General features: G+C 66.9%; 12 protein-coding genes. 6 read left to right on the top strand and 6 right to left on the bottom strand.

Features of this window, described 5'->3' with window-relative positions; translation table 11 throughout:
* Nucleotides 1-496: 496 nt before the first annotated feature.
* The 4 genes from ACYCO6_RS08305 (at nucleotide 497) to ACYCO6_RS08290 (ending at nucleotide 5,521) form a co-directional block, all read left to right on the top strand.
* Nucleotides 497-1,708 (top strand): ABC transporter substrate-binding protein, encoded by a 1,212-nt coding sequence (locus ACYCO6_RS08305; protein ID WP_459770990.1) that lies wholly within the window; start codon nucleotides 497-499, stop codon nucleotides 1,706-1,708.
* A gap of 138 nt (nucleotides 1,709-1,846) precedes the next feature.
* Nucleotides 1,847-2,719 carry a branched-chain amino acid ABC transporter permease gene (locus ACYCO6_RS08300; RefSeq protein WP_091777836.1) on the top strand — a complete coding sequence of 291 codons (873 nt, stop codon included), beginning with the start codon at nucleotides 1,847-1,849 and terminating at the stop codon, nucleotides 2,717-2,719.
* 38 nt (nucleotides 2,720-2,757) lie between these two features.
* On the top strand, nucleotides 2,758-4,806 hold the full coding sequence (locus tag ACYCO6_RS08295; RefSeq protein ID WP_459770987.1) for a branched-chain amino acid ABC transporter ATP-binding protein/permease: 2,049 nt from the start codon (nucleotides 2,758-2,760) through the stop codon (nucleotides 4,804-4,806).
* The gene (locus ACYCO6_RS08290; RefSeq protein ID WP_459770985.1) at nucleotides 4,799-5,521 is read left to right on the top strand and encodes an ABC transporter ATP-binding protein; all 723 of its coding nucleotides are present in this window, start codon (nucleotides 4,799-4,801) and stop codon (nucleotides 5,519-5,521) included. The genes ACYCO6_RS08295 and ACYCO6_RS08290 overlap by 8 nt, the downstream gene beginning before the upstream one ends.
* A 1,597-nt stretch (nucleotides 5,522-7,118) precedes the next feature.
* On the opposite strand, the gene ACYCO6_RS08285 is transcribed toward ACYCO6_RS08290, so the two are convergent.
* Nucleotides 7,119-7,631, bottom strand: coding sequence for a hypothetical protein (locus tag ACYCO6_RS08285; protein WP_459770981.1), 513 nt, complete (start codon nucleotides 7,629-7,631; stop codon nucleotides 7,119-7,121).
* Between the two features lie 198 nt (nucleotides 7,632-7,829).
* Here ACYCO6_RS08285 and ACYCO6_RS08280 point away from each other — a divergent pair, with 198 nt between their 5' ends.
* Entirely contained in the window at nucleotides 7,830-8,186 is a 357-nt protein-coding gene (locus tag ACYCO6_RS08280; RefSeq protein ID WP_459770979.1) for a hypothetical protein, read from the top strand.
* A gap of 48 nt (nucleotides 8,187-8,234) precedes the next feature.
* On the top strand, nucleotides 8,235-8,615 hold the full coding sequence (locus ACYCO6_RS08275; RefSeq protein WP_459770977.1) for a hypothetical protein: 381 nt from the start codon (nucleotides 8,235-8,237) through the stop codon (nucleotides 8,613-8,615).
* Nucleotides 8,616-8,953: 338 nt separating this feature from the next.
* Here the strand turns inward: ACYCO6_RS08275 and ACYCO6_RS08270 are convergent, their stop codons facing one another.
* Genes ACYCO6_RS08270 through ACYCO6_RS08250 form a run of 5 tightly spaced genes read right to left on the bottom strand, consistent with a single transcriptional unit; the run spans nucleotide 8,954 to nucleotide 13,605 of the window.
* Nucleotides 8,954-9,946, bottom strand: a complete 993-nt coding sequence (locus ACYCO6_RS08270) for an FAD:protein FMN transferase (RefSeq protein ID WP_459770975.1) — start codon at nucleotides 9,944-9,946, stop codon at nucleotides 8,954-8,956.
* 8 nt (nucleotides 9,947-9,954) lie between these two features.
* A complete protein-coding gene (locus ACYCO6_RS08265) occupies nucleotides 9,955-10,521 on the bottom strand; it encodes a nitrous oxide reductase accessory protein NosL (RefSeq protein ID WP_459770974.1) in 567 nt (188 codons plus the stop codon).
* A complete protein-coding gene (locus ACYCO6_RS08260; RefSeq protein WP_459770972.1) occupies nucleotides 10,518-11,348 on the bottom strand; it encodes an ABC transporter permease subunit in 831 nt (276 codons plus the stop codon). Before ACYCO6_RS08260 ends, ACYCO6_RS08265 begins: the two co-directional genes overlap by 4 nt.
* Nucleotides 11,345-12,253: an ABC transporter ATP-binding protein gene (locus ACYCO6_RS08255; RefSeq protein ID WP_459770970.1), complete on the bottom strand. Its 909-nt coding sequence runs from the start codon at nucleotides 12,251-12,253 to the stop codon at nucleotides 11,345-11,347. Before ACYCO6_RS08255 ends, ACYCO6_RS08260 begins: the two co-directional genes overlap by 4 nt.
* Nucleotides 12,250-13,605 carry a nitrous oxide reductase family maturation protein NosD gene (locus tag ACYCO6_RS08250; RefSeq protein ID WP_459770968.1) on the bottom strand — a complete coding sequence of 452 codons (1,356 nt, stop codon included), beginning with the start codon at nucleotides 13,603-13,605 and terminating at the stop codon, nucleotides 12,250-12,252. The genes ACYCO6_RS08255 and ACYCO6_RS08250 overlap by 4 nt, the downstream gene beginning before the upstream one ends.
* Nucleotides 13,606-13,633: the final 28 nt, after the last annotated feature.

The raw sequence follows: 13,633 nt of genomic DNA, 5'->3' as shown, positions 1-13,633 counted from the left end.
GTCCAGAAGGGGTAGCCCGGCGGCATTCACCTATGCCGCGCAGCGTCCGCTTACCTGCAGCTTGAGCTCCGAAGCGGACAGGCTATCGCCGGCCAGATCCGGTCGGCCGCTTCGCGCCCGTCCAAGCTTCGCCAAACCGTGCTGACATTTTCAAACCGGACATCTCGCAAGAGGCGAGCGCTGCCGCGCGGGACTCGGCGCCGCGCCAGAGGAGATCGCCGCAGCGGGCAGGGATTATCGGCCAGAAGTCATGTCCGTGAATCAGGGTGCGTCCGCGCGCTACGAACGCCATCGTTGATTAATCCCGTCACCAAGGAGGCGGGCCTGAAATTTTTTCCCTGTGGTTTTCTCAACGGTCAAATTCGTTCAATGTGTATTAATCGTCTGGGATCCGACGAAATCGCGGCTTGACGGCTCGACCTGAGTCGGGAGATCTGCCTCTCAGAGTGCCACGGTGAAGGGCACACCGCGCGAGCGGAATCTTGGAGAGGAAACGATGGTCTTCGCAGGTCGCGCTGCAGCCGCGGTGCTGTTATTGACGATGGTGTCGGCCCCGGCGCGGGCCGCGGACCCGATCAAGATCGGGCTGAGCGGCCCCTATACGGGGGGCTCGTCTTCGATGGGTGTCTCGATGCGGGACGGCGCCAAGCTCGCCGCGGCCGAGATCAACAAGGCCGGCGGCGTCCTCGGCCGACCAATCCAGCTGATCGAGCGCGACGACGAGGCCAAGAACGAGGTCGGCGCGCAGGTCGCGCAGGAACTCATCAACAAGGAGAAGGTGGTCGCCACCGTCGGGTTCATCAACACCGGCGTCGCGCTGGCCGCCCAGCGCTTCTACCAGGAAGCCGAGATCCCGGTGTTCAACAACGTCGCCACCGGTACGATCATCACCAACCAGTTCAAGGAGCCGGATTACGACGCGAACTACGTCTTCCGGAACTCCGCCTACGACGTGCTCCAGGCCGGCCTGATGGTCGACGAGGCGCTCGCGCAGGGCCACAAGAAGATCGCGATCCTCGCCGACTCGACCAATTACGGCCAGCTCGGCCGCGAGGACATCGAGAAGTACCTCGCGACCAAGAACGTGAAGCCCGTCGCTGTCGAGAAATTTAACATTAAGGACGTCGACATGACGGCCCAGCTGCTGAAGGCGCAGCAGGCCGGCGCCGAGGTGATCCTGGCCTACGGCATCGGGCCGGAGCTGGCCCAGATCGCCAACGGCATGGCCAAGCTCGGCTGGAAGGTGCCGATGATCACGAGCTGGCCGTCCTCGATGCAGAGCTTCATCGACATCGCCGGCACGAACGGCAACGGCGTGATCATGCCCCAGACCTTCATCGAGGATCAGACCCTGCCGAAGCGCAAGGCGTTCCTCGAGAACTACTACAAGACCTACGGCGTCACGAAGATCCCGACGCCCGTCGCCGGCGCCCAGGGCTACGACTCGATCTACCTGCTCGCCGCGGCGATCAAGCAGGCCGGCGGCACCGATGGCGCGAAGATCCGCGCCGCGCTGGAGAACCTGAACGAGAAGGTCGAGGGCGTCGTCACCACCTACGACAAGCCCTTCACCGCCAAGGACCACAACGCGATCTCGCGCAACATGGTCGTGTTCGGGAAGGTGCAGGACGGCAAGATCGTCTACGCCAAGGACGAGGACGCCAAGAACGCCGGCGTCGTCCGCGTCAAGGAGAAGACCTCCAACTGAGGTCCCGAGGCCGCGCCCGCCAGGGGCGCGGCCGCCCCATCAGGCTCCGGCGGCGTCCTCGAGGCTGCCCGTAACCCGGCCCAGCGGTCATGCGGCGGCAGCCCGCGCGACCGGGCGCCCCTCCGGTGACAGTGCATCATGGCCATCCTGCTCCAGCTCATCGCCTCGGGCGTCGCGGTCGGCATGATCTACGCCGCTATCGCCTTCGGCTATCAGCTCACCTTCGCGACCTCGAAGACGCTCAATTTCGGACAGGGCGAGGCGCTGGCGCTCGGGGCCCTGTTCGGCCTGACCCTGGTGCCGTTCATCGGCTACTGGCTGATGATCCCGCTGGTCCTGGTCTTCGGCTTCGCCCTCGGGGCCGTGGTCGAGCGCCTCGGCGTGCGCCCGGCCGTGAAGATCAAGTCCGAGTACGGGTGGATCATGGCGACCATCGCGCTGGGCATCATCTTCAAGAACGTCGCCGAGAACGTCTGGGGTCGCGACGACCTGAAATTCCCCTCCCCGCTTCCCGAGACCGCCCTGCAGGTCGGCGGCGTGCGCATCCTGCCGATGGAACTGCTGATCGTCGCGGGCGCGCTGCTGATGATGCTCGCGGTGGAGATCTTCAATCGCAAGTCGATCTGGGGAAAGGCGGTCGTCGCCACCTCCAACGACATCGACGCCGCCGGGCTGATGGGCATCAACACCCAGAAGGTGATCACCCTCTCCTACTCGATCAGCGCCATGACGGCGGCCTTCGCGGGCGTGCTGGTGGCGCCCGTCACCCTGACCGGCGCCACGATGGGCTCCGTTCTGGCCCTGAAGGCCTTCGCGGTGGCGATCATCGGCGGCCTCGAATCCGGCCTCGGCGTCATCGTCGGTGGCCTGATCCTCGGCGTCGCGGAGACGCTGACCGGCTTCTACATCTCGACCGGCTACAAGGATGTGCCGGGCCTGATCCTGCTCCTCGTCGTCCTCTCCATCCGCCCGGTCGGCCTGTTCGGCAAGGCCGTCATCAAGAAGGTCTGACCGTGACCGCCCGCGCAACCCTCACGGCAGCCTGAGCCATGGCGCAGACCCTCGCCCCCGCCGACGCGCCGGTCCCGGCCGCCGCTCCGAGCCTGTCGCGCCACATCGGCGTCCTCGGCGCAGTGCTGCTGGTCTTCGGCCTCGCCGTGTTCCCGCACGTGGTCACGAGCTCGTACTACATCCACCTGATGGTGGTGATCGCCATCTACGCGATCCTGATCCTCGGGCTCGACATCGTGGTCGGCTATACCGGTCAGGTGAGCCTCGGCCATGCCGGCCTGTTCGGCGTCGGCGCCTACTCGGCGGCGGTGCTGTTCCTCCACTTCAAGCTCGGGATCTGGTGGGGGATTCTGGCCGGGATCGGCGTGACCTCGGCTTTCGGCGTGCTGCTGGCCGTGCCGGCCCTGCGGGTGACCGGCCCCTACCTCGCCATGGTGACGCTGGCCTTCGGCACGATCGTGCAGATCTTCATCAACGAGCTGACGCCGCTGACCAACGGCCCCCTCGGCATCACCCTGCCGCCGGCCCGCGTGCTCGACTTCTCGCTCCTCGGCCTTCAGGCTCCCTGGGGCGCGGCCGGGCGCAAGCTCGAGTTCTACTATCTCGTCTGCCTCGCGCTGCTGGCCACCATCCTGGTCGTCAATCGGGTGGTGCGCTCGCCCTATGGCCGCGCCTTCGAGGCGCTGCGCGATTCGCCGATCGCCTGCGACTGCATGGGCGTCAGCGTCTACCGCTACAAGGTCTACGCCTTCGTGATCTCGGCGGCGCTGGCCGGCCTCGCCGGCGCGCTGTTCGCGTGGTCGGAGCGCTACGTGGCGCCGAACTCGTACGGATTCGAGCTCACCGTGCTGTTCCTCCTCGCCGTGACGATGGGCGGCCGCAAGTCGCGGGCGGGGCCGATCATCGGCTCGGCGATCATCGTGATGATGCCGAACGTGCTCGCCGATATCGGGCTGGTGCGGATCATGGCGGGGATCATCGCCGGCGCGGCGCTGGTCGTGGGCGTGCTCGCCTTCCTGCGCCGCCGGGAGAACCGGTTCGCCCTGCTGGTACCGGTCGGGCTCTGTCTTGCCTTCTTCCCGGCGACGCTCGCGCTCGAATCCGTCACCGACTTCCGGCTGACCGTGTTCGGACTGATGATCCTGTTCGTGGTCTACTACCTGCCGGACGGCATCGTCGGCTTCCTCCGCGAGGCGATCCCCGCCCTGCGCCCGTCCCACACCGCCGAGGGCAAGAGCCTCCACGCCGAGGGCGCGGCGCTGAGCGCCCAGAGCGGCGACCGGGGCGCCGACCCGCTCCTCTCCGTCGACAAGGCCCTGATGCAGTTCGGCGGCCTCAAGGCGCTGGCCGGCGTCGACCTGACGGTGCGGCCGGGCACGATCCACGGGCTGATCGGGCCGAACGGCTCCGGCAAGAGCACGATGATGAACGTGCTCACCGGCATCTACCGGCCGACCGGCGGCAGCGTGACCCTGGCGCGCGGCCAGGGCACGAAGCGCCTCGACGGGCGCACCCCGTCGGAGATCGCCGCCGCCGGCGTCGCCCGCACCTTCCAGAACGTGCAGCTCTTCCGCGAGATGACCGCGCTGGAGAACGTACTGGTCGGGCTTCACCACAGCTTCCGCGGCACCCTGTTCGACGCGATCCTCGGCACGCCGCGGCGGCGCCGGGAGGAGCGCGAGCAGCGCGCCCGCGCCATGGCGATCCTCGACTTCGTGGGCCTCGGCGCCCTGGCGCAGGTGGAGGCCCGCAACCTGCCCTACGGCAAGCAGCGCCTCCTGGAGATCGGGCGGGCGCTCGCCCTCGACCCGGTCCTGCTCCTCCTCGACGAGCCTGCCGCGGGCCTGACCGCCCCCGACATCGCCGAGCTGACGACGATCATCCGCAAGATCCGGGACGCCGGGATCACCGTCATCCTGATCGAGCACCACATGGACGTGGTCATGGGCCTCTGCGACCGCGTCAGCGTCCTCGATTTCGGCCATAAGATCGCCGAGGGCAGCGCCCGCGAGGTCCAGGCCGATCCGAAGGTCGTCGAGGCCTATCTCGGCAGTCCTGTCGCCGACGAGGAGATGACCCATGCTTGAGGTCACGGGTCTGTCGGCCGGCTACGGCCAGGTCGAGGTCCTGCACGGCCTCGACTTCCAGGTCCCGAAGGGTCAGGTCGTGGCCCTGATCGGCTCCAACGGGGCCGGCAAGACCACCACGATGCGCGCCCTGTCGGGCATGATCCGGCCGCGGGCCGGCTCGATCCGCCTGAACGGGCGCGAGATCGGCGGCCTCGACAGCCACGACGTCGCCCGGTTCGGCCTCGCGCACTCGCCGGAGGGCCGGCGCGTCTTCCCGACGCTCTCGGTCGAGGACAACCTGACGCTCGGCGCCTTCCCGCGCCTGACCGGCTCGCGCCCGAAGGGCGACGTCGCGGCCGACCGCGAGCGGGCCTTCGAGATGTTCCCGCGGCTGAAGGAGCGGCGGGCCCAGCTCGCCGGCACGCTCTCGGGCGGCGAGCAGCAGATGCTCGCCATGGGCCGGGCCCTGATGCTGCGGCCCGAGATCCTCCTGCTGGACGAGCCCTCGATGGGCCTCGCCCCGAAGCTGGTGGAGGAGGTCTTCCGGATCATCCGCCTGCTCAAGGCCGAGCAGGTGACGATGCTGCTCGTCGAGCAGTTCGCCATGGCGGCGCTCGGCGTCGCCGACCACGCCTACGTGCTGGAGAACGGCCGGATCCGCTTCCAGGGCCCCGCGCAACAGATGCGCAACGATCCGGCCGTGCGGGCGGCGTATCTCGGTGGCGGCCATTGACGTCCTCGCCAGCTCGGTCGGGCTAGATGACGTGATCACGGGCTGACTATCTCGGCAGGTGGCGATGCAGTTATCCTGAGACGTGGACCGCCGTAAGCGCGTGCTTCGAACGTGATCGCGGGGGGAGCCTGTCAGCGGGACGCGATCCGCTGTGGGGGCGACGAACCAATCTACCAGCGCAGCGATTTGGTTGAGCCATTCCTTCGCGCGGCTGCGGGCTGAACCGGAGACATCACTGGCTCAAGTCGAGCGGCAGAGAGCTCCACCAACCCCGTTTCACGCTTCCTGCATGGCGGCGTTGGCACACCTACAATTGCCATGTCAGACCTGCACGTGCATCCTTCCGGATGGATTAAATCTGTGGCTGGGACTTCCATTGGTGTATCGCTCATCAGCCGGAAGTCATTCCCGATCGACTATTCGAGTTGGCGCACCGCTGATCCGCCATTATAGCTGGATGAGTTTGCCGCACCAGTCATCGTGCCACTGGATGAGGACAGCGACGGGCGTCATCAGTTCCATACACCGTGTGCCCCGGGCGACGGCGAGTGCATCCGCCAAGCGAGTGGGTCATCGGGCAACACACGGGGCAACGGTGAAGGATCGAACGATTGACACCGCCGACCTCCCACGCGCGCAGACACCCTCATCCTCGAAGAACTGGCGCGCGGCGCGGATAGATTTTTGTAGGCGAGAGTCAGGACATATATTTATTTCGATGAGGTTACCGAAACAATGTAATCCACGATGAGCGGCTTCAATCTGTCGCGTTCATTAGGATGATTCGTCATAAAATTCTCAATCCACGCGCGCCGCTCGTCAATTGTCGCCAAGGGCACTCGACGGAGATGCCTTTCACTTGAATGGCATCCGCCGCATCCTTGCTGATAAGCTTCTCGCGGAGTTTGGGCGAGAGTGGGCTGGATCCACTGTAACAACATTGCAGTGGCAACATGGAGCACGCAAGAAGCCTTCCAGATCGGCAGTCGAGACAAATAACTAGATCGGTAATCAGGCGGTATCATGTAATGATGCATTCTATATTCGCTTGTGCTCAGTCTATGCCCGCATGATGGTGTATCGCATTGATTTGCATCAAAGTAGACTCTGAACTCAGCAATATTGATCTATCAAATATAACATAGATACCCGGGTGGGTGTCCAGAGATGCTATTGGCAAATTTACGGGCGGAAAGATGTGTGCGATCGCGCGCTCAGCGCGTGCGCTGTGAGCGGCCGCTTTGGGGCGATGCGCGCGAGATCGGCGAAGACGCAATAGCGACGCTTGTCATGCAGGAGGGACACGGTCTTCCTGAAGAAGCCCGTATAATCGTGGCCGCTCCTGCCCTGTTCGACCGGAGCCGAGCGGTGAACGTCCGGGCCAGCCGAAGGTGCATGCGCAGGTGTCCTGATGTGGCCGCGACGATGAGGGAGTGGTCGGCCCCTTACGGGTGAGGCGGACCGGTGACCCTCCTGCCTATGCGGAAGGAACGCCAAGCCTGCCCTGACGTCGATTAATCCGTGGATCGACCGAGCCTGGCCAGGACAACAAGGGGGCCGGCCACATCGGACGACCGGTAACGACGCATCTCCCGGCTCAAGTCGACAGGGGCAGGCGCGAGCGCGATGCGACGTCTCGGGCCACGGCCAGGGCAACTTCGCGGGCCGCGCGTCGCGTAGGCCGCCAGGGCCGCGTACGGTTCTTGAATCGGGCGACCACCCACGAGGCGACCGGCTCTCCGCTCCAAGCCTCCGGGTCGACCCCGATCCCGGCCACCCACTCCAGCGCTTGCGAGCGCGTCCATGTCAGCCGGAACGGGCCCCGCTCCCGCTCGGAGAGAAGGCCATCCCCGGGGATGATCGTAACCGTTCGAAGAAAGCCCAGCAGGGCGACGCCGAGAAGGGGAAGGCCGGCCGCGAGCGCCCCGGCCGACACGAGCCACGGCAGAAGTGTCACGGTATCGAAGGCGGTGATGCCAGGGCGCACGAGGAATTCCCAAGGTGCAAGGAGCGGGACAAGCCCGGCGACGCCCAGGATCGCACGCGCCCCACCGCCGAATGCCTCCTCGAACCTTACGACCTCCTGCGCCGGGTTCGATGGACCTGCCATTCTGCGTCAGCCCTCCGAAAACCACGCGCGTATAGGTCACACCCAGTTCAGATGGACCACCCTCCCGGACGGGTTGCGTAAGCGCCGAGGCGCGTTTCCGTATCCTTGATCCAGCGCAAAGCTTGGCACTTCGCTGCGTCGCACAAGACGGTGTCCGGTACGGTCACTACCTGCCCGACTGTCAAGGAAAACAAAGATATGCGTACCTCACTTGCCCTCCTCGCCGCCGCCCTGCTCGGCTGCTCCGCCCTGCCCGCGCTGGCCACGCCGTGCGCGCTGCAGGTTGGCGCCCTGCAGCGTCGCCTCGACAGCGTTGGCGCCGTGCGCGTGGCCGGCCTGGAACCCGGCCACACCCTCACCACCGGCTCGGTCAGGGCCCTGCCCCGTCCCTTAGCCGAGCCGCCCAGCGACCCGCAGCTGAAGCCTACCCGCGAGAACATCGCGGCCGCCCGCCTGCTGATCCGCGAGGCGCTGGAGGAGGACCAAGAGGGCAACCAGCGCACCTGCGAGAACATCCTCACCGACGCCAAGCGCCTCATCGGCGCCCTCCCGTAGGACGGCTGCCGCGCCGGCCACGACGGACGGACGGCGCGGGGCAATTCCATGACTTGGATCAAGGCTCAGGTCACGCCCCAGTGGGATGCTGGAACGGGTTTCCGGCTCCCGGGCATGGCTCGCCGCCGGGGCCGGGTGGCCGATCCGGTTCCGCTCCGCTGCCGCGAGGGGTCTCCCACCATGTGCGACGTCACGCCCATTCACGTCCCGGGCGCTGTCCATCCGCCCGTCGCGGCCGAAACCTACAGGGCCTTCCTGGTGGCTCGGGGTGGCCGCATCGTCGACATGGTCCCCCTGCCGGCCGGCTCCGAAGCCGAGGCGCGCCTCCAGGCCCTTGAGCTGATCGGCGAGGAGGATGTGGTCGAGCTCTGGGCCGGCCTCCACGCCGTGGCGCGGTTCGAGCGCGACGGCACGCCGCGTCGCGCATGACCTTGCCGACGATGCGAGCAGTTGCCGGATCCCCTTGCCGAGCGGGCGGGGTCAGTCTCGTCCCCGCGAGCTGCGGACGTGCCTTCGACGGTCATGAGATCGGAGGACAAGCGCCGAGCACGGTTGAACGTCCTGCAGTTCATCCTGTCCGCCCTACATTACCCCGATCGTGATCCGCAGATCGTCCTTGGACCCGATCCATCGATCGTCGGCGCGATGCAGGCTCAAGGCTTCTGCCGCGGGCACTTCGGAGTTCGAAATACTGCTGGATGCCGCTGAAAGGCGGAGAGCAGCGCGAACCGGGGCCGCCCGACTCGGCGGCCCTCCGGCATCCAGCCTCAGACCGCGACCTGCGTCGCCTTGCCGTGCCTGTCGATCAGGTGAACGAGTTCCGCCCCGTGCGAACGGGCGACGGCAGGCATCGCCTCGGGGCGCATGAAGCTGAACGCCGTCGACAATGCGTCAGCTGCGGTTGCGGTACGTGCGAGCACGCTCACGCTCTGATACCGCGCCGCGCAGCCGCCGGTGGCCGGATCAAACAGGTGATTGAAGCGGCCGTCTGGATCGAAGCGGAAACCATAGGACCCTGATGTCGCCAGAGCGCGGTCGGTGAGCGGGAGCACCGCGGCCGTCTGGCCGGGACGCTGCGGATCCTCGATCCCGGCCTGCCACGGATCTCCGTCGGGACGAGTGCCAAGCACGCGCGTCTCGCCCATGTCGACAAGGCTCCTGTCCACGCCCGCGCTGCGCAACAGGTCGACGACCTTATCGGTCACGAAGCCCTGCGCGATGCCGTTGAAAGTGATCGCCGTGCCACGACGCAAGGCCACCCGGCCCGGGCCAAACAGCAGCTTGTCGTGGCCAATCCTCTGCAGGACCTCCCGGCGGGCAGCTTCCGCCGGGCCGGCGGGGTCGGCGTCCGGCTTCGAAAAATGCGCGCGATAGAGCACCCAGAGCGGCTGAACCGTTACGTCGAAGGCGCCTCCGGTCGCCTGCGACACGCTCTCGGCCGCCCGCAGCAACTCGACGAATTCGGGTGGTGGCGCCTCGACGAAGCCGGAGCGGTTCAATGCAACCAGCATCGAAGTCTCGTCGTAGAGGCTGAACATGGCTTCCAGCCGGCGCACCTCCTGGACCACGCGCCCGATCAGCCTTTCCGCCGCAGTTCGGTCCTCGTGATGGATCTGCAGTTTGCAGATCGCACCCAGCGCTTGGCCCTGCCAAGTCGCGAGCGCCGCCTCGGCCTTCGGCGCGGCGCCCAGCGGCAGCACTGCCAGACCGGCGGAAGCGGCGCTGATGCTCAGGAAGCGGCGGCGGGTCACGCGGGTCATGGCATGCCTCATTGAGCGTCGTGCGCAGCCTCGCCGAGAGCGCCGGTACGGTCAGCGGCAGCGCCGGGAGGGGCGCCGCCGGCGGCGAGGACGTCCGACGGCGGCACCTCGGCAAAGTTCAGCACCCGCCCCCCCTTCTCGGCGGCGAAACTGTGCGCCCCCTGCCTGTCGGAGAAGGGCACGATTTCCTCAACTCCCATGCCGCCCCGCGCCGAGCTGCCGACGACAAACCAGGCGGAGCGCGCCTCGACCCAATCGTCGGCGCTCGGCTTCGCCCATGACGCGGCCTTACCCATATCCGACACGTAGATGGCCAGGATGTCCTTCGGCTCATCCGGCAGCATCGTGAAGGCCAGGGCGTCGCGCGCCGAGGAGAACCAGACCGGCTCGATCCGGCTCTTCAGCAAGATCTGTCCTTTGGGACCGGGATGCTCCAGCACGTTCATGCCGCAATAATGGCCCATCGCGTCGGCCGTCAGAGCGAAAGGCTTCGGTGCCTCGGTCCGGTTCTGCGGATGGCATCCGACGGTCAGGAGCGCGGCCGCAGCCGCATAGATCAGGCCAAGCCGCCTCATAATTCCCTCCGGGAGAAGGACAGCGCCGCCGCAGAGAGCGGAAGCGCTGTCCACAGGCACAGGCCCAGAATGAGAACCGATGGGCTCAGGGCGGCGCTCGCCGTCAGGCCAGCCATTCCGGAGAACGAGCTGACAGTTCCGAGCCCCGCCAAGTTCACGAGTCGGTAGATGTCGGTCGGGTTGAGCAACAGCAAAACGTTGAGGAGACCCGCCGAAATCACCCGGCCCTGATCGACCACCAGGAGCCCGAGCAGCGCCATGTCGTAGATGAGGACGAGCGTGAGCCAGATCCCAATGGCGATCCCGGCTGCCGTGCCGCGGCTGCCCGATAGGGCGCTGACGAGATAGCCTAGCGCCACGAAGACGGCACCGAGCGCGATCGACGAGCCGATCAGAGCGGCGAAGGCGAACCAGCTTGCGGCCTGGATCTCGGCGCCGGTGAGCAGCAGGGCCACCGCGGCGGCGCCGTAGCCGAGCAGCGTGGCGAAAGCCAGGATCGAGAGGTGGCCTAAGAACTTGCCGAGCACCACCTGGGCGCGTCCGACCGGATAGCTGAGCAGCAGCAGCATCGTGCCGCGTTCCATCTCGCCAACGATCGCGTCATGCGCGAGCAAGAGCGCGATCAGCGGCAGCAGGAAGATGGTCAGGCTGGACAGGCTGACGACCACCACGTCGAGTGCGCGCACGCCGACGCTGCCGGTGGGAGCGCTGCCGAGAAACGTCAGCGCTAGGGACAGCCCGACCATCAGGAGTGTGGTCGCGAGCACCCAGCGGTTGCGCAGGGCTTCCTGCACCTCCTTGCGCGCCATGATCAGCATCGCCCTCATGCCGCAGGCTCCCGATTGCGCAGGAAATGGGCGTAGAGATCGTCGAGCGTCGGCGCGAGCACGTCGATGTCCTCGGGCGGAGACCCGCCGCAAAGCAGCGCCTGCAGAACCACGATCTTACGCTCGGCCGGCACCTCGAACTCCAGCATTCCGGAGGCGAGGCGGCGCGGGGCCGGCAGGCCCTCCGGCAGCACCGGGTCCGCTGCCACTCGCGGCCGGATTCGGATGCGCACGGGCAAGCGCGCCAGGCGGCGCAGTTCGTCAAGCGAGCCGCTCGCCACCACGCAGCCGCGATCCATGATGATGACCCGGTCGGCGCGGTCTTCCAGCTCGCTCAGCGCGTGAGAGGAGAGCAGCACCGTCGCGCCGCGGCCGGCGAACTCGCGCACGATGTCGTAGAAGGCAAGCCGAAGGGCCGGGTCGAGGCCGGTCGTCGGCTCGTCAAGGAGCAGCACCTCGGGCTCGCCGATCAGGGCCTGGGCTAGACCCAGGCGCTGCCGCATGCCCTTGGAATAGGTGCCGACGCGGCGCTGGGCCGCCTCACCGAGCCCGACCCGGTCGAGGAGGGCCAAACTGGCCGCCACCCGCTCACGCTTCAGCCGCGCATAGAAGGCCAAGGTCTCGCGCCCGGTCAGTGCCGCGTTGAACGACACGTTCTCGGGCAGATAGCCAAGCCGCCGTCGCGCCGCGAACTGTCCGGCGGCGGGGTTCTCGCCGAGCACCTTGACGCTTCCGGCGCTGGCGCGGATCAGGCCCAGCATGAGCTTCATAAGAGTCGTCTTGCCGGCGCCGTTATGGCCGACGAGCGCCACCGCTCCCGGGGGCAGCGCGAAGCTCACGTCGCGCACCGCCTCGGCGGCGCCGTAGCGCTTCGTCACGCCCATCATTTCAACCGCTGCGGTCATCGCGCCGGTCCCAATCGAGTCGGTTTCGCGGGCGCCGAGATCAAAGGCTTGGTGTCGACGACACCGCCTGGCAGCAGTGCCGGAAACTGTGATTGCGCCCAGCGGATCACCTGGACCGCCGGGGAATTGACCAGAACCTTGGCGGCGGGCGCCGTCCAGAGCACCTTGTCGACGATGTCGTTCGGCCGGTACGCCGTGTCGGCGAGCCCGTCTCCGTCGAGGTCGAAACCCGGATTGTCGCTCCAGTAATTGCCACGCCCCCCGGCTGACCAGTCGAGATAGCGCGTCCCGACATATTTCACCTGGTTGCGATTGGCCACGAAGGCGTTGCCCGACACCTGGTTACCTTCCGAGCCCGCCGTGAAGTGAATGCCGATCTCGCAGCCCTCGAACCAGTTGTCGCGGAACCGGTTCTGGTTGGCGTTGTAGATGAAGACGCATTTCTCCGGGCCGATCCGCGTGCCGCCAACCGCTTCGGCGGCGGGCTCCGCCGCCGGAAGACCATGCTCGGGCGCGGAGCGCTGGCCGCGGCTCGTCCAACGCTCGGCCGGCTGCGGCCCACCCAGCACCATGTTGCCGGTTACCTCGGATCCGTTGGCATAGTTGAAGAGGAAGCCGTCGTCGCGATCGTGGTCGGAGACGTTGTCTCGTACCGTCAGTCGGTTTGAGAACATGATCGCATAGCCGACTGCATTGCCGGTCGAGACATTGTCGGTGATCTGGCTGTCATTGGTGTACATATAGTGCACGGCGAACCGCAGATCGTGAAAATTGTTGCGGGAGAACACGTTGCGCTTGCTGCTGATGGTGAAGATGCCGTCGCGGCCGAAGCTGATCTCGTTGTCGACGACCTGCGCCCCGGGCGCGTTCCAGACCGACACCCCGTTGCCCGCCTCGGCGATCCGTCCGGCCTGAATGCCGATAATCGTGTTGTGGCGCACGAGGGCATCCTCGGCGCCGTGCACGTAGACGCCGAAGAGATTGCCGACGATGCGGTTGCGCTCCACACGCGTCCCCTTCGCCTCCTTGGCGAGAAAGATCCCGGAATCCATCCGCTCCAGGTCTGTCCCGGAGCCGCGAACCTCCAGCCCGCTGAGGCCGACACCGGGCGACGTCACGGTAATGACGCTCCCGCTGCCGTCGCCTTCCACCACTGCGCCGGGCTCGCCCTCGATGGCCAGCCGTTTTCCGATCACGATCGGGCCCGCGTAACGGCCGCTCTTCAAGACGAGCGTGTCGCCCTCGTGAGCCGCATCGACAGCCTGCTGCGGCGAGCCGGCCGCAGGCGAAACCGCCCGCCGCTCCGCCCGAGCCGGCAGAGTCGTGCCGGCGGCAACCACCGCCGCCAGCATCCACCGGCCCTTGTGCAGCACCTGGCTC

Source organism: Methylobacterium sp. CM6257, assembly GCF_054611515.1.
The sequence above is the reverse complement of the archived record's forward strand: the minus strand, read 5'-3'. Positions and strand labels throughout refer to the sequence as shown.

What these genes read in the sequence shown, in the direction of transcription:
- ACYCO6_RS08305 (WP_459770990.1), top strand. Translation starts at nt 497, where the DNA reads ATGGTCTTCGCAGGTCGCGCTGCAGCCGCGGTGCTGTTATTGACGATG.
- ACYCO6_RS08255 (WP_459770970.1), bottom strand. Translation starts at nt 12,253, where the DNA reads ATGACCGCAGCGGTTGAAATGATGGGCGTGACGAAGCGCTACGGCGCC.
- ACYCO6_RS08265 (WP_459770974.1), bottom strand. Translation starts at nt 10,521, where the DNA reads ATGAGGCGGCTTGGCCTGATCTATGCGGCTGCGGCCGCGCTCCTGACC.
- ACYCO6_RS08285 (WP_459770981.1), bottom strand. Translation starts at nt 7,631, where the DNA reads ATGGCAGGTCCATCGAACCCGGCGCAGGAGGTCGTAAGGTTCGAGGAG.
- ACYCO6_RS08260 (WP_459770972.1), bottom strand. Translation starts at nt 11,348, where the DNA reads ATGAGGGCGATGCTGATCATGGCGCGCAAGGAGGTGCAGGAAGCCCTG.
- ACYCO6_RS08290 (WP_459770985.1), top strand. Translation starts at nt 4,799, where the DNA reads ATGCTTGAGGTCACGGGTCTGTCGGCCGGCTACGGCCAGGTCGAGGTC.
- ACYCO6_RS08300 (WP_091777836.1), top strand. Translation starts at nt 1,847, where the DNA reads ATGGCCATCCTGCTCCAGCTCATCGCCTCGGGCGTCGCGGTCGGCATG.
- ACYCO6_RS08280 (WP_459770979.1), top strand. Translation starts at nt 7,830, where the DNA reads ATGCGTACCTCACTTGCCCTCCTCGCCGCCGCCCTGCTCGGCTGCTCC.
- ACYCO6_RS08275 (WP_459770977.1), top strand. Translation starts at nt 8,235, where the DNA reads ATGACTTGGATCAAGGCTCAGGTCACGCCCCAGTGGGATGCTGGAACG.
- ACYCO6_RS08250 (WP_459770968.1), bottom strand. Translation starts at nt 13,605, where the DNA reads ATGCTGGCGGCGGTGGTTGCCGCCGGCACGACTCTGCCGGCTCGGGCG.
- ACYCO6_RS08295 (WP_459770987.1), top strand. Translation starts at nt 2,758, where the DNA reads ATGGCGCAGACCCTCGCCCCCGCCGACGCGCCGGTCCCGGCCGCCGCT.
- ACYCO6_RS08270 (WP_459770975.1), bottom strand. Translation starts at nt 9,946, where the DNA reads ATGACCCGCGTGACCCGCCGCCGCTTCCTGAGCATCAGCGCCGCTTCC.